This is a genomic window from Nocardia sp. NPDC088792, from assembly GCF_044750615.1.
Classification (GTDB): domain Bacteria; phylum Actinomycetota; class Actinomycetes; order Mycobacteriales; family Mycobacteriaceae; genus Nocardia.
In genome coordinates, this window is the sequence record NZ_JBIVKC010000001.1 from 248,815 (window position 1) to 271,294 (window position 22,480).

A 22,480-nucleotide genomic window follows, 5' to 3' on the forward strand; every position below is an offset into this window, starting at 1 on the left:
CAGGTGAAGGATCTGGTCGACACCACGGAGATGTACCTCCGTACCATCTACGACCTCGAGGAGGAGGGCGTGACGCCGCTGCGCGCGCGGATCGCCGAACGCCTCGAGCAGAGTGGACCCACGGTGAGCCAGACGGTCGCGCGCATGGAGCGCGACGGTCTGCTGACCGTAGCCGGTGATCGCCACCTCGAGCTGACCGACAAGGGCCGCTCCATGGCGGTCGCGGTCATGCGCAAGCATCGGCTGGCCGAGCGGTTGCTGGTCGACATCATCGGTCTGGAGTGGGAGAACGTGCACGCCGAGGCGTGCCGCTGGGAACACGTCATGAGCGAGGATGTGGAACGCCGCCTGGTGGAGGTGCTCAACCACCCCACCACCTCCCCCTACGGCAACCCGATTCCGGGTCTGGACGAGCTGGGCGTGAAGCCGGGCTCGAGCGCCGACGAGAAGCTGATCCGCCTCAGCGATCTGCCGTCCGGGCAGTCGCAGGCGGTCGTCGTGCGCCGGCTGTCCGAGCACATCCAGACCGACCCCGAGGTCATCAATCAGCTCCGCGAGGCGGGCGTCGTGCCGGACGCGCGCGTGACCGTGGAGACCAAGCCGGGCGCGGTGACCATCTCCGTGCCGGGTCATGAGGGATTCGAACTGTCCGACGAGATGGCGCATGCCGTCCAGGTGAAATTGGTCTGATACGTGAAGCTTCTGGTTACCGGAGGCGCGGGCTACGTCGGTAGCGTCTGCGCGCAGGTTCTGCTCGAAGAGGGCCACGAGGTGGTCGTCGTCGATGATCTTTCCACCGGCAACGCCGAGGGCGTGCCCACCGGTGCGAAGTTCGTCGAGGGCGATATCGCCACCGCCGGCGTCGAGCTGATCACCGCCGAATCCTTCGACGGCGTACTGCATTTCGCGGCGCAATCGCTGGTCGGTGAATCGGTACAGCAGCCGGAGAAGTACTGGCACGGCAATGTGGTGAAGACCCTGGCGCTGCTGGAAGCCATGCGCCATGCCGGTACTCCGCGGCTGGTGTTCTCCTCCACCGCGGCGGTGTACGGCGAGCCGGAGCAGGTGCCGATCGTCGAGCACGCCCCGAAGCAACCGACCAATCCGTACGGCGCCTCGAAGCTGTCGATCGACTACGCCATCACCTCGTACGCGGCGGCGCACGGGCTGGCGGCGACCAGCCTGCGGTACTTCAATGTGGCCGGCGCGTACGCCGGTCTCGGCGAGAACCGTGTCGTGGAAACCCATCTCATCCCCCTGGTCCTGCAGACGGCGCTGGGCCATCGTGAGTCGATCGCGGTGTTCGGCACCGACTACCCGACTCCGGACGGCAGCGCGGTCCGCGATTACATCCACATTCGCGATCTGGCGCAGGCCCACCTGCTGGCTCTCGGCCAGTCGCAGCCCGGCGTGCACCGCATCTTCAACCTCGGCAGCGGCACCGGTTTCTCGGTCCGCGAGGTCATCTCGGCCTGCCGCCGCGTCACCGGCCTCCCCATCACCTCGGTGGACGCCCCGCGCCGCGCCGGTGACCCGGCCGTCCTGATCGCCTCCAGCGATCGCGCCGTCGCCGAACTCGGCTGGCAGCCCGAGCACACCGACCTCGACGAGATCGTCTCCGACGCCTGGGATTTCCTCCGCTCCCTGGGCGACCGCGCGCACAGCGCCCGCTGACCGCCGGAATACCCGTTCACGAGAGCTCCTGGTCGAGGTCGATGCCGAGGTCCAGGGCTGCCTCTCGGCCGGAATCTGCGAGGCGGCTCAGCCTTTCGGGGCGCATGCCTGTCTGCAGGCCGGCGTCGAGCAGGATTGCCATGCGGTGCTCGGGGTCTGCGGATAATGCGGCCTCGAGCGCTACGCCGGTGAAGGGTCCGTCGCCGCGGACGTACGCGCAGTAGGCGAGGAGGGCGGCGGCCTCCGCGCGGTCCGGGTCCGGGAGGGCGCGGGTCAGCCGGGACCAGAGCGCCTCGGCGGCCGCGGCGTGCGGGCCCGGAGTGAGTGCGAACATGACGTCGCGGACCGATGAATCGCGCAGCGCGACAGCCAATTCCGCGAGGGCCGGCGGGTCCGGCTCGATACCGGATTCGAGCTTCGCCACATGTCGCAGTACCTGGCGCAGGGTCGTCCGCGTGTAGGAGTCGGCGTCGTCACGTCGCAATGCCTCGGCGAATCGGCCGGACGCCGTGCTGCCGACGGCTTTCAACAGCGGCCGCATCTCGCTCTGCAGGCTGGGATCAGGCGCGACGAGCGCGGCGAGCTCCTCCCGTGAGGCTCGCAGCAGCCGTCCCTCGAGCACCTGGCGCAAGGCGACCTCGGAGGTCGCCGGATCCGGTTGCCTGCCGTCGCGCGGCGGTCCGGTCAGACTCCACCAGGGCAGGTCGGGCCCGATTTCCGCGACCGCCCACGCCCCCGCCAACGGGATGGCCTCGGCGTCGAGCCGGTGCTCGATCGCCGCGAGCAGATCGCGATGCTTGCGGCCGCGTACTCCCCGATGCCCGGATTTCGGGGCCGTGGCGCGGTCGTCGATGATGAGCGCGAGGACCGCGAGCGCATTGTGCGCCACACAGATCTGCGCGATCCGGTCGATGAGCTCCGCGGTCGCGGCCCGGCCGTTGCCGTCGAGGTCCATGCGCGTCATGAAATCCACCGCGGCGCGCAGCGGTACCCCGGGCTCGGGCCGCAATACGGTCACCACCAGCGACCGCACGGGGATGAACCCCAGCAGCGCGGGCACCGCCGCGATGAGATCACCCGGCTTACGCAGCCGCGGTTCCGGCTCGGTGGTTTCGTCGGGTTCGTTCGATGGGGTGGGTTCGGTCGGTGTTGTCATGGCGCCGACCGTCCGCCGGGGCACCGACGGAGTTACGACACGGAACCGCGGTTTCCGGGTGCCTGTGGATGCATTGGCGCGGTTCGCGTGTCGTGGATTACTCGGCGCGGCAGCTGCGGCGGCGACGTGAATCTGTCGGTGCCCGATGCTATTCGGGCCGGCCGGCGAGAATCTCCAGGTAGTGCGGGTTGCTCATGATGGCGAGCACATTGCCGAAGGGGTCGACGACCGAGGCGGTGACGAAGCCGGTTCCGTTGCCGCGCTCGGTGATCGGCTCGTAGACCTGCGCGCCCATGGTGAGCAGCTTCTCGAGGGTGGCCGCGACATCGTCCACGTGCCAGTTCACCATTTGCCCGCCCGGCCGGTCCGGGCTGGTGGGTGCGAACTTGCGGTTGATAATGCCGAGTTCGGCCTGGTAGTCGCCGATCCGGAACTCGTAGTAGCCGCCCGGAACGCTGAAATACGGTGCCACGCCGAGCAATTCGGCGTACCAGTCCTTGGCGGCCTCCAGGTCGTCGGCGTAGTAGTTGACGGTCGCCATGCCTCGCAACATTTGTGTCTCCTCGGTCGGGTCGAGCTGTTCGATGTATCCATCATCGGAGGAAAAGTGCTCACCGAATGAGCACTTTTCCGGGCAGAATCTCCGGTATGCGCGCGGACCGTTTGGTAGCCACCCTGCTATTCATGCAGACCCGCGGCCGGGTCACCGCCGCCGAGGTCGCGGCCGAGCTCGAGGTGTCGGTGGCCACCGCCCGCCGCGACCTGGAGGCCTTGTCCGCGGCCGGAATTCCGGTGTATCCGCAGCAGGGCCGGGGCGGCGGCTGGGCGCTGGTCGGCGGCGCCCGCACCGATCTCAGCGGTCTCACCGCCGGCGAAGCGCAGGCCCTGTTCCTATTGCTGGGCCCGGTCGCCACCACCACACCCGCCACCAAATCGGCCCTGCGGAAGCTGTTGCGCGCCCTGCCACAGACCTTCCGCACCGAAGCCGAGGCCGCCGCCGGCGCGGTGGTCGTCGATCCCGCCCGCTGGGGCGAACGCGATGAACAACCGCCGCAGCAGGTCACGGAATTACAGGCCGCGGTGGTGCGCCGCCGCAAGATCCGGCTCGGCTACGAGCGCGCGGGCAAACCCAGTGAGCGCCTGGTCGATCCGTGGGGCCTGGTCGACAAGGACGGCATCTGGTATCTGGTGGCGGGCACCGACCGTGGCCGCCGCACCTTCCGCGTGGACCGCATCACCGGCGCGCAGCTCACCGACGAAACCTTCTCCCGCCCAGAGGATTTCGACCTGTCCGAGGCCTGGTCGGAGGTCGTCGAGGAGGTCGAGCGGCATCGCTCGACCCTGTCGGCGACGGTCCTGGTCCCGGCCTCGCTATTGCCCGTCCTGCGCCACCAGCAGGGCCGGCACTGCGTGGTGGACACCGCAATTCCCGACGGCCGGGTGCGGGTATCCATCACGGCGCCGACGCCGCTCATGATCGCCCAGCAGCTGGCCGGATGGGGCACGGCCCTCGAGGTAGTCGAGCCGGAATCGGTGCGAGCCGAACTGGCCCGCCTGGGCGCCGAACTGGCCGAACGCTATCGCCCCGCGCAGTGACTACCCCTTGCGCACCTTGCGCAGCGCGGTGGTGAAGAGCGCGTCCAGCGCACCGGTATCGGGCTTGCCGTCACCGAAAGTCATGTAGGTCACGCTGACCCGCACATCCCCGATCTGACCGAGCAGCGTCTGCATCGAACGGGTGAGTCCCGGTCCGCCACGCGCGGATTCGACGGTGCGGTTCAACGCGAGGGTGTCGTCGGCATTGGACGGTGGCGCCGGATCCATCTTGGTCGTGACGGTGGCGGTGGTGCCCGCGTGCCCGATTCGCACGGTCCCGCACTGCTGCAACTGATCTCGCACCGAGGACAGCTTCTTATCGGTTCGAATCAGCTCGACGGTGAGCGTGGATCGCGTGTTGTCGTCGGTGCCCACGGAAACGACCGGGCCCGCGGTCGGAGTGGCGGGCGCGCAAGCCGCAGGATCGACGGTCGCCCCGGGCAACATGCCCTCGAGATCGGCGGCCGCCTCCCCCGCGCTGTCGGGCGGCAGTGCAATAGCCGTGTAGCTCGAGGGGAATTGGGACGGGTCGGGCAGCAGTCTGGCCAGCCCACCGTCGGTCTGCACCGCGGTGATCGGACTCCGCGAGGCGACCGGATGACCCGAGACGGTGGTGCCGCACGCGGCGAGCAGCGACCCGGCCGCGACGACTCCCGCAGCGCGTACGGTCAAGCGGCACAAGCTGCGAGAATCCGGCACCATCACACGTCCAACTATGCCGAATATCTGCTGTTCACACCGAATGCCACGCCGCGTGGCGGGGACCCGGGGAATGCGTGTCCCATGCCGCCGTGTTGCACCGCTGGTGCGGGCCGTGCGCGGCGTGCATGGCCATGAGGGACAATGTGGATGGGTCGCGGAAGTGGGCCACGCAGGAAGGAGCACGCGATGGACTACGAGTCGCGAATGTACGAGCTGGAATTCCCGGCTCCGCAGCTGTCGTCCGACGATGGCTCGGGTCCGGTCCTGGTGCACGGTCTGGAAGGTTTCACCGATGCCGGGCATGCGGTTCGCCTGGCCACCACGCATCTGCGCGAGAGCCTCGAGTCCGAACTCGTGGCCTCGTTCGATATGGACGAGCTGCTCAACTACCGCGAGCGGCGTCCGCTCATGACCTTCAAGACCGATCACTTCTCGGATTACACCGAGCCCGAGCTGAATCTGTGGGCGCTCAAGGACACGGCGGGCACGCCGTTCCTGTTGCTGTCCGGGCTGGAACCGGATCTGCGCTGGGAGAAGTTCGTCACCGCGGTGCGCCTGCTGTCCGAACAGCTGGGTGTGCGCCGCACGATCGGGCTCTCGGCCATTCCCATGGCGATTCCGCACACCCGCCCGCTGGGTGTGACCGCGCATGCCAGCGACAACGACCTCATCGGTGATCATCAGCGCTGGCCGGGTGAGCTGCAGGTGCCGGGCAGTGCGTCCTCGCTGCTGGAGTACCGCATGGCCCAGCACGGCCACGAGTCGGTCGGTTTCTCGGTGCATGTCCCGCACTATCTGACCCAGACCGCCTACCCCGAGGCCGCGCAGACCCTGCTGGAGAACGTCGCCGACAACGCGGGCCTGGAACTCCCCCTGGCCGCCCTCACCGACGCCGCCGCGCGGGTCCGTGAACAGGTCAACGAGCACATCGCCGGCAACTCCGAGGTGGAGACCGTCGTCCAGGCCCTGGAACGCCAGTACGACAGCTTCGTCACCGCCCAGGAACGCCAGTCCAGCCTGCTGGCCAGCGAGAACGACCTCCCGACCGGCGATGAGCTCGGTGCGGAGTTCGAGCGTTTCCTGGCCGAGCAGACCGGTTTCGGCGACGCCGACGGCACGGACAACCCGCCCCTGCGCTGACGCACTCGCCACGGCCCGAGACCCTTCAGGTCCCGGCAGGGCGGCACCTCCGGTGTCGCGGCGGCCGCCTTCGAGGCCGGTTGCGCCGTGGCTACCTTGTTTCCGACCCTTCCGGCTGCGTGCTCAGGTGCTGGTCGTGCGGGCCGAGCAGGGGTTTCAGGGGTTTGCCCCGGAGAGCTCCAGAGAGTTGGGTCCTTCCGCTGCGGGGATTCGGCTTGCCGACCGGTAACGTTGGGCGGCGTGCAGCTGTCCGAATTGGTTCCCGACCGTGCCGTACCCGATGTGGACCCGGATTGGCTGTACGAACAATTCGCCGAGTGGTCCGACTCGCAGGGTCTGAGCCTGTATCCCGCGCAGGAAGAGGCGTTGCTCGAGCTGGTCACCGGCGCGAACGTCATCCTGAACACCCCGACCGGGTCCGGTAAGTCGCTGGTGGCGCTGGGCGCGCACTTCGCGGCCATGAACAAGGGCGAGCGCAGCTACTACACCGCACCCATCAAGGCGCTGGTGAGCGAGAAGTTCTTCGCCCTGTGCGAGGTGTTCGGCGCGGACAAGGTCGGCATGGTGACCGGCGATGCGGCGGTCAATCCGGAAGCCCCCATCATCTGCGCGACCGCGGAGATCCTGGCGAATCTCGCGTTGCGCGAGGGCGCGGACGCCAATGTCGGCCAGGTGGTGATGGACGAGTTCCACTACTACGCCGATCCGGATCGCGGGTGGGCGTGGCAGGTGCCGCTGATCGAGTTGCCGAAGGCGCAATTCCTGCTCATGTCGGCCACTCTCGGTGAGGTCGATTTCTTCGCGAAGGATCTGACCCGCCGTACCGGTCGCGAGACAGCCATCGTGCAGGGCGCGGAACGTCCTGTGCCGTTGAGCTTTTCGTATGTTCGCACCCCCATTACCGAAACGCTCGAGGATCTGGTGACCACCAGTCTCGCGCCGGTCTACGTCGTGCACTTCACCCAGGCCGCGGCCATGGAGCGGGCGCAGGCGCTGATGAGCGTGAACATGTCGTCGAAGGCGGAGAAGGAAGCCATCGCGGACGCGCTGGGCGAGTTCCGTTTCGCCACCGGCTTCGGTAAGACGCTGTCGCGGTTCATCCGGCACGGCATCGGCGTGCATCACGCCGGGATGCTGCCCAAGTACCGGCGACTGGTGGAGAAGCTCGCGCAGGACGGCCTGCTGAAGGTGGTGTGCGGCACCGATACGCTCGGCGTCGGCATCAATGTGCCGATTCGCACCGTGCTGCTGACGGGTCTCACCAAGTACGACGGGGTGCGCACGCGCCGGCTGAATGCGCGTGAGTTCCATCAGATCTCGGGCCGCGCCGGGCGCGCCGGTTACGACACCCTGGGCACGGTGGTGGTGCAGGCCCCCGAGCACGAGGTGGAGAACGCGCGCCTGATCGCCCGGGCCGGCGATGATCCCAAGAAGCTGAAGAAGGTCCAGAAGCGTAAGCCGCCCGAGGGTTTCGTGTCGTGGTCGGAGGAGACCTTCGACCGGCTGGTGTCGGCCTCGCCGGAGGCGATGGTCTCGCGGTTCAATGTGACCAATGCGATGCTGCTGAATGTCATTGCGCGCAAGGGCAATTGCTTCTACGCCATGCGGCATCTGCTGGAGGAGAACCACGAGCCGCGGGCGGCGCAGCGCAAGCACATCCTCAAGGCGATCCGGCTGTATCGGGCGCTGCGGGACGCGGGCGTGGTGCAGCAACTGGACGAGCCGGACAAATATGGCCGTCACGCCCGCCTGATGGTCGATCTGCAGCGCGATTTCGCCCTCGACCAGCCCTTGTCCCCCTTCGCGCTGGCGGCGCTGGAATTGCTCGACAAGGAGTCGCTCACCTACACCCTCGATGTCATCTCGCTCATCGAATCGACGCTCGAGGATCCGCGGCAGTTGCTCATGGCGCAGCAGCACAAGGCGCGCGGGGTGGCGGTCGCGGAGATGAAGGCCGACGGCATCGAATACGAGGAGCGCATGGAGCTGCTCGAGGAGGTGACCTGGCCCAAACCGCTCGGACCGGAGCTCATCGAACCGGCCTATGAGACCTATAAAGCCGGTCATCCCTGGGTGTCGGAGTTCGAGCCCTCCCCCAAGTCCGTGGTGCGCGAGATGGTGGAACGGTCCATGACCTTCGCCGAGCTGGTGTCCGGCTATGAGCTGGCCCGCTCGGAGGGTGTGGTGCTGCGCTATCTCGCCGACGCCTACCGGGCGCTGCGGCGGACCGTGCCGGAGCAGGCGCGCACCGAGGAACTCGACGACATCACCGAATGGCTGGGCGAGCTCATCCGGCAGGTGGACTCCAGCCTGCTCGACGAGTGGGAGCAGCTCACCAATCCGGGTGCGGAATCCGATGAGCAGCAGGTGGCGTTCGGCGCGGAGACCGTGCGGCCGATCTCGGCGAACGAGCGCTCGTTCCGGGTGCTGGTGCGCAACGCCATGTTCCGCCGGGTGGATCTGGCCGCGCTGCGGCGCTGGGAGGCCCTCGAAGAACTGGGCGACGAGCTGGATTGGGAATCGGAGCTGGAGCCGTACTTCGCCGAGTACGAAACCCTCGGCACCGGCCCGAATGCGCGCGGCCCGAAGCTCTTCCAGGTGGAGCAGCGCCCCGGTTTCTGGGATGTGCGGCAGGTCCTCGACGATCCGAACGGCGACCATGGCTGGGCCATCCACGCGACGGTCGATCTGGCCGAGTCGGATGCGGCCGGTGAAGTGGTCTTCGACGAGGTCGCGATCACCGCGGGCTGAGCTTTGCGATCGCTGCGGGCCGAGCATTGCGATCGCTGCAGGTTCAGCGCGGAGCCCGCCCGCGGCAGGCGATTCGGCCGTCTTATCCATTTCGGCCGTAAGAGTGACGTATTCGATCGGTCTTCGGTTCGTTTTCCGCGGCCGATCGCGTGTATTGTCGCGCAGGTTGCCTGAGTCCCGCCGGTTGCGGCCGACCGAAAAGAGTTCCCTTAGATTGACGGATCGAAACCTGCCCGAGTCGCCCTGTCTGGTCATCGACCTGGACAAGGTCCGCGCGAACTACCGCGCACTGCATGCCGCACTCCCCGCGGCGCGAATTCGCTTCGCCGTCAAGGCGAGTCCCGTGCCGGAGATCATCCGGCTGCTGAACGACGAGGGCGCGGAGTTCGACGTCGCCAGCGTCGGTGAGATCGAACTCTGCCTCGCGCAGGGTGTCGACCCGGCCGTCATGTGCTACGGCAATCCCATCAAGAAGGCCGCTCAGATCGCCACCGCGTATGCGGCGGGCGTGCGGCGCTACGCCTTCGATACCGAGGACGACCTGCTGCGCATCGCCGAGCATGCGCCGGGTTCCGAGGTGGAGTGCCGGTTCCTGTCGTCGGCGCCGCAATCGCAGACGCCGTTCGGCACCAAGTTCGGGTGCGCGCCCGGTGAGGCGAAACGGCTGCTGGTGCGGGCGCGTGATCTGGGGCTGCAGGTGGTCGGCCCGTACTTCCATGTCGGCTCGCAGCAGCTGGACCCGAAGGCCTGGGGCATCGGGATCGAGCAGGCGGGCGCCATCGCGGAAGCGTTGGAAATCAAGGACATTCCGGTTACGGCGGTGAATATCGGTGGGGGACTTCCGATTTCGTACGCCGATCCGGCGCCTCAACTCGCGGAGCTGGGCGCGGCCATTGCCGACGCCGCGGCCCGCTTCCTCCCGGAACACACCGCACTCGTCGTGGAACCCGGTCGCGCCCTGGTGGGCAATACCGGTGAGATCCATGCCGAAGTGGTGAATGTTCGTGTAGCGCCGGACGGGCGGCGCTGGATATACCTCGATATCGGCCGCTACAACGGCATGGCCGAAACCGAGAACGAGTACATCGCCTACCGATTCCGTACCGATCGGGACTCGGATCCGAAGGACGAGGCCGTGGTGGCCGGTCCTACGTGTGACGGGGACGATGTACTCTATCAACGCACGCGGGTCCTTCTTCCGACCACGTTGCAAGCCGGTGATCCTGTTCGGATCCTCGATACCGGCGCCTATACGGCGAGCTATTCGTCGGTGTCCTTCAACGGTTTTCCGCCTCTGACTGTGCATGTCATTGGCGCTGAGCGAGAGTGAGTTTAGCCATGACGGCAGAATTCACCGGCTGGCATGTGCTGGCCGAGTTCGGTGGTGTCGACGCCAATCTCTGCGACGACCTCGAACGACTCGAAACCGCACTTCGAAAATCGTTGGTCGCCTCGGGGGTGACCATCTGCGATGTCGTGCGTAAACAGTTCGAGCCGCACGGGGTCACCGTGCTGGCGCTGCTGTCCGAGTCCCACGCCTCGATTCACACCTACCCCGAGTCGGGTGACATCTTCGTCGACGTATTCACTTGCGGCAGTATCGGTTCCGGCGCCACCAAGGCCGTCGAACTGCTGAAGGAAGAGCTGTCGCCGAAGACGGTCAACATGGAGGTCATCCAGCGCGGCCATGCCTCGCGCCGGATCCATGAGCCCGTGGGTGAGGGCCTGACCCGCGTCTGGAACATGACCGAGGTCATCGTCGACACCAACACCCCGTTCCAGCACATGGTGATCGCCAAGACCGAGCAGGGCATCTCCCTGTTCTCCGACGACGATCGCCAGTCCACCGAGTTCTCGCAGCTCACCTACCACGAGGCCATGCTGGTCCCGGGTTATGCGCTGGCCGAGAAGCTGGAGAAGGTGCTGATCATCGGTTCCGGTGAGGGCGTCGCGTCGCAGATGTCGATGGCCGCGGGCGCCGCGCTCGTCGACCACGTGGATATCGACCAGCTGGAGGTGGAGCTGTGCGCCGAGCACCTCCCCTACGGCTACACCCAGGCCGATCTGGCCGCGGCGGTCGCGCAGCAGGGCCCGATCAAGATGCATTACGCCGACGGCTGGGACTTCCTGGCCAAGGCGGAGGCCGCGGGCGTGCGCTACGACATGATCTGCATCGACCTCCCCGACGAGCGTGTCGAGGATGCCCAGCACAACCGCCTGTACGAGGACGACTTCCTCAACCGCTGTAAGGCGCTGCTCGCCGAGGGCGGCGTGCTGGCGGCGCAGGCCGGCTGTCAGACCATGTGGCGCAACGAGACCCTGAAGCGTTCGTGGACCCGTTTCCACAACCTCTTCGAGACCGTCGTTCCGTACGTCAGCGACGAGCACGAGTGGACCTTCATCTTCGGCACCCCGAAGGCCATCGAAGACCCGGTCGCCAAGATGACCGCCACCCTGTCGACCCTGCCCTACCAGGCAGCGACCATCGACGAGCGGGCCCTGGTCCGCGGCGCCATCGAGCCCCACGCCCTGCGCGTAGGCGTCTCGGTCTAACCCGAAACCGCAAGCGGCGAATGCCCGCACGGATCATGGCGATCCGTGCGGGCATTCGCCGTTTCGGGGGCTTTCCCGATCGGGAAGTAGGCTCGGAAGAAGTTTCTCGGGAAATCCGACGAAGATGTGTCGAACGGCAGAGCGCGACTCCGACCACTGGGTGACAACAGTTCACCACCTCGACAGGGAGCCCATCATGACCTCCGTTTCCACCTTCCTCTGGTTCGAAGATCAGGCCGAGCAGGCGGCGGCCTTCTATACGTCGGCGATCAAGGAATCGCAGATCACCGGCGTTACCCGTAATCCGGATGGTTCGGCGTTCATCGTGACGCTGGAGCTGGCCGGGCATGCGTTGAGTCTGCTCAATGGCGGGCCGGGGCACGACTTCTCCGATGCGGCGTCCATCCAGGTTGTGGTGGATGGTCAGGCCGAGGTCGATCGGTTGTGGGATGCGCTCACCGAGGGTGGCGCGCCCGGGCCGTGTGGCTGGCTGACCGACCGGTACGGTCTGTCGTGGCAGGTGGTTCCGTCGGAGCTGCCGGACCTGCTGTCCGGGGCGAATCCGGCGAAGTCGGCGGCCGCGGCGACGGCGCTGCGGACCATGTCCAAGATCGATATGAAGCAGTTGCAGGACGCCTACGATCAGGCCTGAGTCTGCCTTCGTATTTCGTGGCGAGGCGCAACGGATTTCGTTGTGCCTCGCCACTGCTTACGTGTAGCCGGCCGATCGGCGGGGATTGACTTGGAGTGTGCTCCAGGTCGTAGCGTTGAAGGCATGAGCGACTTGATCGGGACCAGGAAGCTGGGCGAACTGACCGTCGGCGCGCAGGGACTCGGCTGCATGGGCATGAGTTCGGCGTACGGGGTGCGCGAGAACGAGGACGAATCGATCGCCACCATCCACCGGGCGCTGGACCTCGGCGTCACGCTGCTCGACACCGCGAACGTCTACGGCCCGGAGACCAATGAGCGCCTGGTGGGCCGCGCCATCGCCGACCGGCGCGACAAGGTCGTGCTGGCAACCAAATTCGGCATCATCTGGGGCGAGCAGGGTCCGGCGGGCGCGCGCGGCGATGCCGCCTACGTCAAGCAGTGCTGCGACGAATCCCTTGCGCGCCTGGGCGTCGACCACATCGACCTGTACTACCAGCATCGCGTGGACCCGGCCGTCCCCGTGGAGGAGACCTGGGGCGCATTGTCGGAGTTGGTGCAGGCGGGCAAGGTTCGCTATCTCGGCATCTCCGAAGCCTCCGCCGCCACCATCCGCCGGGCGCACGCCGTCCACCCGGTGACCGCGCTGCAGAGTGAATGGTCGCTGTGGACGCGCGGTATCGAGGATGAAATCGCCCCCGCCTGTGCCGAACTCGGCATCGGCATCGTGCCCTTCTCCCCCTTGGGCCGCGGCTTCCTCACCGGCGCCCTCACCTCCCCTGCCGATCTCCCCGCCGACGATTTGCGCCGCCGCCTCCCCCGCTTCTCCGACGCCAATTTCGACCGCAATCTCGCCATCGTCGAGGCCCTCCGCACGCTGGCCGACGAAAAGGGCGTCACCCCAGGCCAACTCGCCCTCGCCTGGGTCCAGTCCCGCGGCGACCATGTGGTCCCCATCCCCGGCACCAAACGCCGCACCTACCTCGAACAGAACGCGGCCGCCACCGAGATCGCCCTCACCCCCGAGGATCTCGCCCGCATCGAGGCGGCAGCCCCGGCCGACGCCATCGCCGGCGCCCGCTACCCCGAGGATCTGGCCCGCACCGCGGGACGGTAGCGCCCAGCGGCGCACTGCTCGATCGCCTGGCAGTCAGCTGATCAAGCCGACTGCCAGCGCAACCACACCCAACGCCGGAATCACACCCTGCTTCGCCGCCGCGGCGGCCCGACTCGGATTCGACAGCACCAGCACCGAACTCGCCGCAACCATCGACCCCGCCCCGGTGAATACCAGCGTCGCGCCCACCGCATGCTGCCCCGCTGCGTAGACGATGATCCCGGCGAACACCGCAACAGCCAGAAACAGGTTGTAGAACCCCTGATTGAAGGCCAGTTCCCGCTGTGCCTCCGCCTCTTCCCGAGTCATCCCGAAGGTCTTGCGAGCCAGCCCACCGGTCCAGCCGATCGACTCCAGATAAAAGATGAACACGTGCACGACCGCCGCTACCCCGGCAAGTGCAAGCCCTGCGATGACCATGGCAGACCTTCCGATCGAATCGGATATAAGAAGAGCGCCTCTACCTGCACCGACACTGTCCGATCCACAACATAGCGGATCCGCGACGTCAAGCAGACTTATCCGGTAGGGCCGCTTCCGGTTTCCCGCCGGACGGTGTCGGCGATGCGGGAGAGTGCGGTGCCGAGGTGGCGGCGTTGGGCGGTGGTGAGTGGGTCGAAGACGAGCCGGCGGACCTGGGCGACGTGCCCGGGCGCGCTGTCGACGAGCTCTTGCCGACCCTGGTCGGTAAGTGTGGCCAGCGTGTAGCGGCCGTCGGTGGAGTCGATGCGGCGGACGATCCACTCGCGGGCCTCGAAGCGGTCCATCAGTTTCGAGAGTCGCGGGAGGGTGCTGTCGCAGTCGCGGGCCAGCTCGCTGAGCCGCATGGTGTCCTGGTCGGACATCGACAGCCGGGCGAGCACGCTGTATTCGAAGTTCGACATGCCGGCGTCGCGCTGCAGCTGGCGGTCCAGGGCCGCGGGCAGTGCGATCACGACGGTGAGCAGGTCCTGCCACAGTTGCTGCTGCTCCGCGTCGAGCCACGGAGATGGTTCGTCCATGCAGGTCATCTTACTTGCCCAGGAAACAGATCCCCATTGCCCAGGCAAGTGAATGCGGTGCGACCGAGGAGCCTTCCATGATCAAGCTCCGCGTGGTTCGAGTCGCCGAGCAATACTGGTGTGAAACTAGTACTGAATCACTACCGAGGAGACCGGCATGGCCGACCGGACCGAACATGTCACTTTCGAGCACGGCCAGGCCTTCCTGGCCGCGATCTCGGAGCGCTGGAACTATCAGATCCTGCGAGAGGTCTTCTTCGGCGTGCGGCGGTTCGGGGAGCTCAAACGCGCGCTGGGCATTTCGGCGACCATGCTCACGACGCGGCTGAACGATCTGACGGATATGGGGCTGCTGGAGAAGCGGGTGTACCGGGACGACAAGCAGTGGTTCGAGTACCTGCTCACCGATGCCGCGCGCGAGCTCGTGGTGCCCGCCCTGGTGGCGGTGACCCGCTGGGCGGAGAGTTCCGCGGAGGGCCGGCCGCTCGATACCCGCCCACTGCTGCACACCGCCTGCGGTCAGGAAACCGAGCCGTATCTCGCCTGCAGCAGCTGTCATCGGCCCATCGACGCCGCCACCCTCGAACCTCTGGCGCCACGTACCAGCTAGTGCTACTTTGCTACTAGTACTGATTCGATACTAGTAGTTAGGGGCTGTCATGACGGCAGCGAATTGGCCGGAGGGCATTACCGAGCAGCTGATCCCGACCGCGCTGGGCCTGATCAACGTGCGAGTAGGCGGCCGAGCCGATGGTCCGGTCATGGTGTGCTGGCCGAGCCTGATGATGGACGGCACCATGTGGCGATACCAGTACGAGCACTTCGCCCCGGACTATCGGATGGTGCTCATCGACAGCCCCGGTCACGGCAGGTCCGAAGCCCTCCGCAAGATCATCGACCTGAAGGACTGCGCCGACCTTCTGGTGGAGATCCTCGACGCGCTCGGCGTCGGCAAGTGCGTGCTGGTCGGCAACAGCTGGGGTGGCATGCTCGCGGGCGTCTTCCCCGCGTACTACCCGGAGCGCACGCTGGCCACCGTGGGCATCAATGCCACGGCCTCGCTACCGACCACATTCGAAAGCGTCTGGGCGACAGCGCTTGCCACCTATCTTTCGCTGCACGCGAGGATGCCCGCGCTCGCGGCGAAAGCCGCCCGCGCCGCCTTCGCCGGGCCGACCGCCGAGGAGAGCAATCCGGAGTTCCTGGCGTTCACCGACTTCGTGCTGAACGATGATCCGAAATCGGTGGCGTGGGCATTGCGCAGTATCCTCATCGGCCGCAAGGACGAACATCGCAGGCTGGCAACCATTCCCGGCGATATTCCGGTGCTGATCATCGCCGGCGAGGAGGACAGTCAGTTTCCCGTGCACGTGGTACGCAAGATGGCCGATGCGATCGAACGCAGTACTTTCCGAGTACTGCTGCACACCGGCCACCTCGCGGCCCGGGAGAACCCGGACGCGGTCAACGCCGAAATCGATGCCTTCCTGTCCGATCTACCCCGTTCGGCCTGAAGGGATGTGACGCGATGACGACCACCGCGACACCGGCCACAACACCGGAATGGGTCCGTCGGATCATGCACGAGATCGACACCCTCACCTTCGGTGCGGGGTTCGCGCACATGACCGACGATACCGAGATGTACTTCGGCACAGCCCATCTGGTCGGGGTCGAAGCCATCAAGGCGTTCTTCGTCAAGATCGACGCACCTCTGCACATCACCCACGATGTCCTCGAATGCTGGACAGCTCCGGGCGGCGTCTACCTTTTGCGCGGCGAGGCGACCATGGCGAAGAAGTCCGAACCGGACGATGTCGTCCACGCCCCGTTCATGCACATCTACTACCTCGATGAGCGAGTGCCCATGCGTATCAAAATGATTCGCATCGCCGCCGGCCCACTCCAGACCGATGCGGTCATGTGATCGGCGCCGCCCACCCGCCTTCAGAGGCTGCGGGCGGTGATATCGCCCTGGCCAGTGGTGGCGCGGATGTCCAGTTCGGTCGCGCCGTTGTTCTTGAGGGCGTTGCTGACTCGACCATGGTTGGTGCCGGCGTCCAGCGAGGCGGAGACGCCGGGGGCGGCGCCGACGGAGATGTCACCTTGCTGGGTGTGGAGGACAACCGCGCCCCGCACGGCCTGGCCGATTCGGATGGCGCCCCTGGCGGTGGTGATCTGCGCGGGACCGCTCAGCCGGCCGATCTCGACGTCGCCGTCGACCGCGGTGAGGCGGATGCTCGCGGCCTCGTCGATCCCGATCTGCCGGTACGCGCCGTCGAAGACGACATCGCCCAGCCGGCCGACGCCGCGCAGCTCACACCCACCGGTATGTCCCTCGATCCGGGAGCCCGCAGGCACCTGAACGGTGACCGCCAGCGACCCGGAGGCGCCGAAGTACTGGTTCCTGGGCTCGGCAGTGTGAATCCGCACCACACCATCGGCGAATTCGACCGAGGTCTTCTCGGCCGCCTTCACATCACGCCCCTTCGAGGGATTGGTGGGCACAACCTCGACGGTGGTGTCCGCGCGGTCGGATGCGATAACTGTGACCGCACCACCGGCCACATCGATGGCGACGACGATCGGTTCCGGAGTCTGGAAGGTGGTCATGACTATCTCCTCAGGTATGTGAATTCGATTGGCGGGTCAGTAAACCCGGCCACTGAACCCCTCGGCGACCGCAATCGCTGAGCTGTTCATGCGACTACAATCGCCGCTCGACCTGACACAGACCTGACGCGAACCTGACGTCCCCCCTGACACGGCAGACACCGATCGACCGGGCCCGTGGAACACACCGGCCGGCGACGCGAGCTGATGGTCAGGATCTGGTACCCGGCTAGAGATTCCATCTGGACGGACCGCTGCTCGGGTCGGTCGTCAGTAACGGGCTGGACCTCCCCCAACTCACCACCGCCGGACTACTCCCCGCAACCACCACCGAGTCGATAATCGGCAAGGCCGACCCCACCTGATCCATCGATCTACAACGCACCTACCTGCGCGCCTACTTCGACCTGGCGTTCGGCCGCGCCGACGGCGACCTCACCGAAACAATCAGCCACCTCGCACAACCCGGGGTATATCTACACGCTTGACCGCAGCACGTTGCCTCGAGAAGCATCGGAACAAGGTGGGAGATCGGCGTCGATCAGAGCGCCTGAACTCCCAGCTCCCCGTTGGTCTGTTGGGCGATTTCTGCGAAGACGCCGCCGAAGACAAGGGTCAAGGCCACGGTGGCGAATAGGACGCGGAGTGCGCGTTGCCGATGGTGGTGTGGGGCGGTGCGGCGGCGGATGGCTGCGTGCGATCCGAATAGTGTGAGGGCGAAGACGATTGACTCGAGGAGGCCCCAGAGCGCGCCTCGCGCTGGAATGAATTGATAGAAGTAATGGGCGACGGTGTCGCCACTGCTGTCATCGGAGTGCCAGTCGAGTCCCGCGAGCCATTGGATCGTCTTGATCGACACCGTCGAAGTCCAGCCCGCCGCCATTGGCCACAACACCACTGCCGCAACGGTTACGAGTGTTCCGCCGATTGCCCAGATCCGGAGTGCGGAGGACTGCCGGGCAGCGAGCCGTGTCGGTGCCGGAGCACCTACGATCAGGGCTGCCGCGAGCCCGGTAACTACCGGAATCACTGTCGTGAAGTCCCAGTTCGCTGCTTTCGCGCCGGCGAACATGTCGGCTCCGATGCGGTGGACGGCGCGCCAAGCCTGCCAGCCTTCGAGCATGCCGCCGCCGAATCCGGTGGCGAGCGCCGCCACCGTTCCGGCGGCGATCCAGCGCCCGATGCCCGGCTTGGTTCGATCAGGCTGGCTGTCGACCCGTGGCGGCAGCATCTGATCGAATTCGTGCAGGGGATCTTTCACTCGGTCAATCTAAGGGAATCCGTTGCACCGAGCCATCGTTCGATTCAGATGGTCCAGGTGATCGGGTGGTTGACGATGGGGTGGAAGGTGATGCCGCCGAGGTCCGCCATTTCGCCGCGGGCGACGACGGCCATTTCCTTCAGGTCGTTCATCTGGTTTGCGTGCTCCTCGGAGTCCCAGATGCTGACGTTGGCGTAGGAGCCCTCGGGGGAGACGGCGCTGTACCAGTGGCGGATACCCGGCAGTTGTCCGATGGCCGGGGTCAGGTACTCCGACTGCTTCCTGGCGAGGGCGTCGAACTCGGCGAACTTGCTCGGGTCGAAACTGGCGAGTCCGACGCGGACAACGGCGGTCGTCGGCAGTGCCTCGGTCATGAATGATCCTTCTTTCGATGAACAGTATTCGCGGTGGACCGGACCACCTCACGCTCGGCGATTCGGCGCGGAAACTCTGCACGCCAACCGTTTTCGAGACGCACCGCAAGCCTGAGGCCTCGGCCCCGGCCTATCAATGGGCAATCAGTAGTCTTTTGATAAGCAATGCCAATCGATAGCTGGGACGGGTCCGGTTTCGCGAGCGACCTGCTGCCGCCCGTCTGACCTCGGGTGCGATATGGCGTGTTCGGCGGGCCCCGGATGAGCAGTCGTCAGGCGAAGCGGTTGCCCTTGGTTGTCAGGGCGAGGCGGCCGCGGGTGGTTACCTCGGCCGGGGTCATGTGCCGGCCCTCGCTGGATTGCTGAATTGACTTGGGGGCCAGTTGGTTCCGGGAGGGTGAAGGCGATGGCGGCCGGGGCGGCGGGTTCGGGTCAGGGGGACGTCGAGGTGGCCACCGCCTGTCAGGGGGAGTCTGAGGTGGTCGGGGTTGTGGGGATGGGCCTCGCGGTAGAAGCCCCAGCAGGACCAGGCGATTACGGCGCTGCACAGCGTGATGATCGACAGCAGCGCCCACATATCCCATGGCATCAGGATTTCCTCCCTCAGTTGCAGATAGCGGAGCCGAGTGCGCCTGGCGGGAAATCCCCAGCGCCCGACCAGTTCACATCGAGCCAGGCATCTCAGGCTTGTCGATTCGGGTTCCCAATTTGATTGCTTCAAAATGCCTGCACCATTCCCGTTTTGGGCGCACACTCTTCCCAGATCGGTCGGCGAACTCACCCCGGGATGGGCCTGATGTCCGAAAGCGAGAGCAGCACACTGCCTCGGCGGCAGCTCGGTCGATACCTTCGAGATGCGCGCGAGGCCGCCAACCTGACCCTTGAAGAAGCGGCAACCCTGATGGAGTGGGGTAAGAGCACACTTCAGCGCTTGGAGAAGGGGCAGACCGAGCGGGTGCGCTCGCGAGTGGTCCAGGAGCTCTGCGAGCTGTACAGCATCGATGAGGAGAAGACGGCAGCGCTGAAAGGGCTGGCGCAGCAAGTTCCAGCGAAATCGTGGTGGCATTCCTACGGAGATCTGATCCCAGCGAATTTCAATCTGTACGTAGGTCTGGAAGCTGCCGCAAGGTGCTTGACGATCTACCAGCCGATGATCATCCCCGGGTTGCTTCAAACAGCCGACTACACACGCGTTCTCGACCGAACCTACTTCGACACCGACACCGACACCGAGCTGGAACGCCGGATCGAACTGAAGAGGCAACGGCAGGCGATCATCTTCCGCGGTCGGAAACCAGCGGCCGCATCGGTCGTACTCCATGAAGCAGCGATCCGAACACTCCTCGGTGACCGCCACATCATGTCGGCGCAACTTCGACACCTCGCAAACGTGAGTACGAGGCGGAACATTGAACTCAGGGTTCTGCCTTATCGCGCAGGTTTCCCAGTGGGCTTGGCGCTACCACCGTTCGTGCTGCTGGAATTCGGCGCAGATGCCAAGGGAGGACCTGTCGAACCGACAGTCGTGTTCGCCGAGAGTTTCACTGGCAGTATGTACTTGGAACGCCCAGCGGACGTAGACCGGTATCAGAACGCGTACGCCGTAGTTCGGGAGGCGGCGATGAATCCGCAACCGAGCCGGGACCTTTTGCGTGAGATAGCAAGGGAGATCGAGAGTGAACATTGATCTGAGCAACGCCGAGTGGTTCAAGTCGAGCCGCAGCGCTGGTGGGCAAGAGTGCGTGGAAGTAGCGTTCGTGCCCGATGCGGTCGGAGTCCGCGACAGCAAGGACCCCTCTGCCCCTCCCCTCGAGTTCACACCCGAAGCATGGGACGACTTCACCGCGGGATTGATCGCGGGTCGGTTCGACTGAGAGAGATACTGCCCATATGAGGATTTCGGTGGCAGCTGATGAGAATGTCGGGGTGGCTGTGGACGTCGTCGAGGAGTTGCGGCGGCGGGGGCATGAGGTGATTCCGCATGGGGCGTTGGAGCCCGATGAGCGGGATGATTGGGCTTGGGCGAGTGAGGCTGCGGCTCGGGATGTTGTGGAAGGGCGGGCCGAGCAGGCGGTGGTTTGTTGCTGGACGGGGACGGGGGCCTCGATTGCGGCGAACAAGGTGGCGGGGGTGCGGGCTGCGTTGTGTGTGGATGCGTATACCGCGGAGGGGGCTCGGAAGTGGAATGACGCGAATGTGCTGGCGTTGAGTTTGCGGTTGACGTCTCGGGCGCAGTTGACGGAGATCCTGGATGCCTGGTTCGCGGGGGTGGCCAGTGCGGACCCTGGCGACAAGGCGAATATCGATCATGTGAGTGGGTGATCGGCCAGGTAGGTGTATGTGGTGCGGAGTTCGCGTTTGAGGATTTTGCCGCTGGGGTTCTTGGGTAGCTCGGGGGCGAAGGCGATGAATTTGGGGACCTTGTAGCCGGCCAGCGGGATTTGCAGTGGGTGATGACGTCGGCGGCGGTGGGCTGGAAGCCGTTGCGTGCCACGATGATCGCGGTGACCGCCTCGATCCAGTGGGGGTGCGGGATGCCGACCACGGCTGCTTCGGAGATCTCGGGGTGCTGGTAGAGGACTTCTTCGACCTCGCGGCCGGCGACGTTCTCGCCGCCGGTTTTGATCATGTCCTTCTTGCGGTCGACGACGCTGAGATAGCCGTCGGTATCGAATACCCCGAGGTCGCCGCTGTGGAACCAGCCGTTGCGGAAGGCTTCCGCGGTTTTGGCCGGGTCGTTCCAGTAGCCGAGCATGGCTTGCGGGGAGCGGTGCACGATCTCGCCGACGATGCCGGGCGGGACGGGGAGATCGTCGTCGTCGACTACGCGGGTTTCGACGTTCAGGGCCGGGCGGCCGGCGGAACCCGGCTTGGTGAGCTGGTCTTCGGGGGCGAGCACCGTTGCGAGCGGGGCGAGTTCGGTTTGCCCGTAGAAGTTGGTGAGTGCGACGCCGGGTAGCCGTTCGGCGAGTTCGTGGACGACCTCGACCGGCATGATGCTCGCGCCGTAGTAGCCCTTGCGCAGGGAGGACAGGTCGTACGAGTCGAAGTCGGGGTGGCGGAGCAGGGAGACCCAGACGGTGGGCGGGCAGAACAGTTTGGTGGCGCGCTCGGTTTCGATGGTGCGCAGGACGGTCGCGGGATCCGGGCCGGGCAGCAGGATGCTGGTGGCGCCCAGGTAGATATCGGGTGTGAGGAAGCAGTGCAGCTGGGCGCAGTGGTAGAGCGGGAGGGCGTGAACTTCGATGTCGTCGGCGGTCATTCGGCCCTCGATCACCACGCTCACGTATTGGGCGATGAGGGCGCGGCTGGACAGGGTCGCGCCCTTGGGGCGGGATTCGGTGCCGGAGGTGTACATGAGCTGGATGGGGTCGTCATCCCCCACCGCGGCCTCGGGTTCGGAGCTGTCGGAGTGGTTCTCCCAGTCGGACACCGATTCCCAGCCGGAAGCAATCGGCAGTTCGGTCAGGCCGATCCATCCGAACAGCCGGATCTCATTGTCCCCCAGCTGTTTCACGGCGGCCTCGGCCGTACCGGCCAGCACATCCTCGGCGACTAGAGCGGTAGCTCCGGAGTGTTCGAGAATGTAAGCCACCTCGTCGGCCTTCAACATGAAGTTGATGGGCACCGAAATCGCCCCCAGCCGTGCGAGCGCGAAGTACAGCAGCACGAACTCGCGGCAATTGTGCGAGTAGATCGCCACCCGATCGCCGCGCGCCACCCCGCCATCGGCGAGACTGTGCGCCACCCGATTCACGGCCGCGTCGAGTTCGGCGAAACTCTCGCGCCGTTCCCGCCACACCAGGGCGGTCTTGCCCGGCTGCCGGGCGGCGCTGCGCCGCAACAGATCCCCGAGGCCTTGGCGGCGCGCGCCCGTGACAATCTCCATGC

Annotated in this window: 23 protein-coding genes and 1 pseudogene; 15 read left to right on the plus strand and 9 right to left on the minus strand. The window is 66.0% G+C overall.

Annotation, left to right across the window (positions count from 1 at the left end):
• Positions 1-3 precede the first annotated feature (3 nt).
• Together ACIP5Y_RS01190 and galE are read left to right on the plus strand one after the other, a co-directional pair.
• Complete coding sequence (locus tag ACIP5Y_RS01190; RefSeq protein ID WP_400346481.1) at positions 4-690, plus strand: iron dependent repressor, metal binding and dimerization domain protein; 687 nt, start codon at positions 4-6, stop codon at positions 688-690.
• A gap of 3 nt (positions 691-693) precedes the next feature.
• Entirely contained in the window at positions 694-1,674 is a 981-nt protein-coding gene (gene galE / locus ACIP5Y_RS01195) for a UDP-glucose 4-epimerase GalE (protein ID WP_400346483.1), read from the plus strand.
• Between the two features lie 16 nt (positions 1,675-1,690).
• On the opposite strand, the gene ACIP5Y_RS01200 is transcribed toward galE, so the two are convergent.
• Positions 1,691-2,830, minus strand: coding sequence for a DUF4192 domain-containing protein (locus ACIP5Y_RS01200; protein WP_400346485.1), 1,140 nt, complete (start codon positions 2,828-2,830; stop codon positions 1,691-1,693).
• Positions 2,831-2,978: 148 nt separating this feature from the next.
• On the minus strand, positions 2,979-3,383 hold the full coding sequence (locus ACIP5Y_RS01205) for a VOC family protein (protein WP_400346487.1): 405 nt from the start codon (positions 3,381-3,383) through the stop codon (positions 2,979-2,981).
• Positions 3,384-3,478: 95 nt separating this feature from the next.
• On the opposite strand from ACIP5Y_RS01205, the gene ACIP5Y_RS01210 reads away from it, so the two are divergent.
• Positions 3,479-4,426, plus strand: a complete 948-nt coding sequence (locus ACIP5Y_RS01210) for a helix-turn-helix transcriptional regulator (protein WP_400349048.1) — start codon at positions 3,479-3,481, stop codon at positions 4,424-4,426.
• On the opposite strand, the gene ACIP5Y_RS01215 is transcribed toward ACIP5Y_RS01210, so the two are convergent.
• Positions 4,427-5,098, minus strand: coding sequence for a sensor domain-containing protein (locus ACIP5Y_RS01215; protein WP_400346488.1), 672 nt, complete (start codon positions 5,096-5,098; stop codon positions 4,427-4,429). It lies immediately after the preceding gene.
• A gap of 216 nt (positions 5,099-5,314) precedes the next feature.
• Between ACIP5Y_RS01215 and ACIP5Y_RS01220 the strand changes: the two genes are divergently transcribed.
• From ACIP5Y_RS01220 to ACIP5Y_RS01245, 6 genes are all read left to right on the plus strand, one after another.
• Positions 5,315-6,268, plus strand: a complete 954-nt coding sequence (locus tag ACIP5Y_RS01220; RefSeq protein ID WP_400346490.1) for a proteasome assembly chaperone family protein — start codon at positions 5,315-5,317, stop codon at positions 6,266-6,268.
• Between the two features lie 240 nt (positions 6,269-6,508).
• Positions 6,509-9,019 carry a DEAD/DEAH box helicase gene (locus ACIP5Y_RS01225; RefSeq protein ID WP_400346492.1) on the plus strand — a complete coding sequence of 837 codons (2,511 nt, stop codon included), beginning with the start codon at positions 6,509-6,511 and terminating at the stop codon, positions 9,017-9,019.
• Positions 9,020-9,248: 229 nt separating this feature from the next.
• Positions 9,249-10,349: a type III PLP-dependent enzyme gene (locus ACIP5Y_RS01230; RefSeq protein ID WP_400349050.1), complete on the plus strand. Its 1,101-nt coding sequence runs from the start codon at positions 9,249-9,251 to the stop codon at positions 10,347-10,349.
• 8 nt (positions 10,350-10,357) lie between these two features.
• Positions 10,358-11,572, plus strand: coding sequence for an adenosylmethionine decarboxylase (speD, locus tag ACIP5Y_RS01235; protein WP_400346494.1), 1,215 nt, complete (start codon positions 10,358-10,360; stop codon positions 11,570-11,572).
• Between the two features lie 196 nt (positions 11,573-11,768).
• Positions 11,769-12,224, plus strand: coding sequence for a VOC family protein (locus ACIP5Y_RS01240; protein ID WP_400346495.1), 456 nt, complete (start codon positions 11,769-11,771; stop codon positions 12,222-12,224).
• 123 nt (positions 12,225-12,347) lie between these two features.
• Positions 12,348-13,340, plus strand: coding sequence for an aldo/keto reductase (locus ACIP5Y_RS01245; RefSeq protein ID WP_400346497.1), 993 nt, complete (start codon positions 12,348-12,350; stop codon positions 13,338-13,340).
• A gap of 33 nt (positions 13,341-13,373) precedes the next feature.
• Here ACIP5Y_RS01245 and ACIP5Y_RS01250 read toward each other — a convergent pair whose 3' ends face one another.
• Both ACIP5Y_RS01250 and ACIP5Y_RS01255 read right to left on the minus strand, forming a co-directional pair.
• Positions 13,374-13,760 (minus strand): DUF1304 domain-containing protein, encoded by a 387-nt coding sequence (locus ACIP5Y_RS01250; RefSeq protein ID WP_400346499.1) that lies wholly within the window; start codon positions 13,758-13,760, stop codon positions 13,374-13,376.
• Positions 13,761-13,858: 98 nt separating this feature from the next.
• A complete protein-coding gene (locus tag ACIP5Y_RS01255) occupies positions 13,859-14,341 on the minus strand; it encodes a MarR family winged helix-turn-helix transcriptional regulator (RefSeq protein WP_400346500.1) in 483 nt (160 codons plus the stop codon).
• A gap of 157 nt (positions 14,342-14,498) precedes the next feature.
• On the opposite strand from ACIP5Y_RS01255, the gene ACIP5Y_RS01260 reads away from it, so the two are divergent.
• Genes ACIP5Y_RS01260 through ACIP5Y_RS01270 form a run of 3 tightly spaced genes read left to right on the plus strand, consistent with a single transcriptional unit; the run spans position 14,499 to position 16,268 of the window.
• Entirely contained in the window at positions 14,499-14,951 is a 453-nt protein-coding gene (locus ACIP5Y_RS01260; RefSeq protein ID WP_400346501.1) for a winged helix-turn-helix transcriptional regulator, read from the plus strand.
• A 49-nt stretch (positions 14,952-15,000) separates the two neighbouring features.
• Positions 15,001-15,855, plus strand: coding sequence for an alpha/beta fold hydrolase (locus tag ACIP5Y_RS01265; RefSeq protein ID WP_400346502.1), 855 nt, complete (start codon positions 15,001-15,003; stop codon positions 15,853-15,855).
• A gap of 14 nt (positions 15,856-15,869) precedes the next feature.
• Positions 15,870-16,268 (plus strand): hypothetical protein, encoded by a 399-nt coding sequence (locus ACIP5Y_RS01270; protein WP_400346504.1) that lies wholly within the window; start codon positions 15,870-15,872, stop codon positions 16,266-16,268.
• 20 nt (positions 16,269-16,288) lie between these two features.
• On the opposite strand, the gene ACIP5Y_RS01275 is transcribed toward ACIP5Y_RS01270, so the two are convergent.
• The 3 genes from ACIP5Y_RS01275 to ACIP5Y_RS01285 form a co-directional block, all read right to left on the minus strand.
• Complete coding sequence (locus ACIP5Y_RS01275; protein ID WP_400346505.1) at positions 16,289-16,954, minus strand: DUF4097 family beta strand repeat-containing protein; 666 nt, start codon at positions 16,952-16,954, stop codon at positions 16,289-16,291.
• 541 nt (positions 16,955-17,495) lie between these two features.
• Positions 17,496-18,215: a hypothetical protein gene (locus ACIP5Y_RS01280; protein WP_400346506.1), complete on the minus strand. Its 720-nt coding sequence runs from the start codon at positions 18,213-18,215 to the stop codon at positions 17,496-17,498.
• Between the two features lie 44 nt (positions 18,216-18,259).
• Positions 18,260-18,589 carry a hypothetical protein gene (locus ACIP5Y_RS01285; protein ID WP_400346508.1) on the minus strand — a complete coding sequence of 110 codons (330 nt, stop codon included), beginning with the start codon at positions 18,587-18,589 and terminating at the stop codon, positions 18,260-18,262.
• Between the two features lie 796 nt (positions 18,590-19,385).
• On the opposite strand from ACIP5Y_RS01285, the gene ACIP5Y_RS01290 reads away from it, so the two are divergent.
• From ACIP5Y_RS01290 to ACIP5Y_RS01300, 3 genes are all read left to right on the plus strand, one after another.
• Positions 19,386-20,276, plus strand: coding sequence for a helix-turn-helix domain-containing protein (locus tag ACIP5Y_RS01290; RefSeq protein ID WP_400346509.1), 891 nt, complete (start codon positions 19,386-19,388; stop codon positions 20,274-20,276).
• Between the two features lie 70 nt (positions 20,277-20,346).
• Positions 20,347-20,463, plus strand: a complete 117-nt coding sequence (locus ACIP5Y_RS01295; protein ID WP_400349051.1) for a DUF397 domain-containing protein — start codon at positions 20,347-20,349, stop codon at positions 20,461-20,463.
• Between the two features lie 16 nt (positions 20,464-20,479).
• Positions 20,480-20,911: an RpiB/LacA/LacB family sugar-phosphate isomerase gene (locus ACIP5Y_RS01300; RefSeq protein WP_400346511.1), complete on the plus strand. Its 432-nt coding sequence runs from the start codon at positions 20,480-20,482 to the stop codon at positions 20,909-20,911.
• Between the two features lie 103 nt (positions 20,912-21,014).
• Here the strand turns inward: ACIP5Y_RS01300 and ACIP5Y_RS01305 are convergent.
• Positions 21,015-22,478: pseudogene (locus ACIP5Y_RS01305) on the minus strand (fatty acyl-CoA synthetase); the annotation flags it as partial.
• Between the last annotated feature and the right edge of the window lie 2 nt (positions 22,479-22,480).

What these genes read in the sequence shown, in the direction of transcription:
- ACIP5Y_RS01245 (WP_400346497.1), top strand. Translation starts at nt 12,348, where the DNA reads ATGAGCGACTTGATCGGGACCAGGAAGCTGGGCGAACTGACCGTCGGC.
- ACIP5Y_RS01275 (WP_400346505.1), bottom strand. Translation starts at nt 16,954, where the DNA reads ATGACCACCTTCCAGACTCCGGAACCGATCGTCGTCGCCATCGATGTG.
- ACIP5Y_RS01250 (WP_400346499.1), bottom strand. Translation starts at nt 13,760, where the DNA reads ATGGTCATCGCAGGGCTTGCACTTGCCGGGGTAGCGGCGGTCGTGCAC.
- ACIP5Y_RS01210 (WP_400349048.1), top strand. Translation starts at nt 3,479, where the DNA reads ATGCGCGCGGACCGTTTGGTAGCCACCCTGCTATTCATGCAGACCCGC.
- ACIP5Y_RS01300 (WP_400346511.1), top strand. Translation starts at nt 20,480, where the DNA reads ATGAGGATTTCGGTGGCAGCTGATGAGAATGTCGGGGTGGCTGTGGAC.
- ACIP5Y_RS01255 (WP_400346500.1), bottom strand. Translation starts at nt 14,341, where the DNA reads ATGGACGAACCATCTCCGTGGCTCGACGCGGAGCAGCAGCAACTGTGG.
- ACIP5Y_RS01260 (WP_400346501.1), top strand. Translation starts at nt 14,499, where the DNA reads ATGGCCGACCGGACCGAACATGTCACTTTCGAGCACGGCCAGGCCTTC.
- ACIP5Y_RS01290 (WP_400346509.1), top strand. Translation starts at nt 19,386, where the DNA reads ATGTCCGAAAGCGAGAGCAGCACACTGCCTCGGCGGCAGCTCGGTCGA.
- ACIP5Y_RS01220 (WP_400346490.1), top strand. Translation starts at nt 5,315, where the DNA reads ATGGACTACGAGTCGCGAATGTACGAGCTGGAATTCCCGGCTCCGCAG.
- ACIP5Y_RS01265 (WP_400346502.1), top strand. Translation starts at nt 15,001, where the DNA reads ATGACGGCAGCGAATTGGCCGGAGGGCATTACCGAGCAGCTGATCCCG.
- speD (WP_400346494.1), top strand. Translation starts at nt 10,358, where the DNA reads ATGACGGCAGAATTCACCGGCTGGCATGTGCTGGCCGAGTTCGGTGGT.
- ACIP5Y_RS01205 (WP_400346487.1), bottom strand. Translation starts at nt 3,383, where the DNA reads ATGTTGCGAGGCATGGCGACCGTCAACTACTACGCCGACGACCTGGAG.
- ACIP5Y_RS01285 (WP_400346508.1), bottom strand. Translation starts at nt 18,589, where the DNA reads ATGACCGAGGCACTGCCGACGACCGCCGTTGTCCGCGTCGGACTCGCC.
- ACIP5Y_RS01200 (WP_400346485.1), bottom strand. Translation starts at nt 2,830, where the DNA reads ATGACAACACCGACCGAACCCACCCCATCGAACGAACCCGACGAAACC.
- ACIP5Y_RS01240 (WP_400346495.1), top strand. Translation starts at nt 11,769, where the DNA reads ATGACCTCCGTTTCCACCTTCCTCTGGTTCGAAGATCAGGCCGAGCAG.
- ACIP5Y_RS01270 (WP_400346504.1), top strand. Translation starts at nt 15,870, where the DNA reads ATGACGACCACCGCGACACCGGCCACAACACCGGAATGGGTCCGTCGG.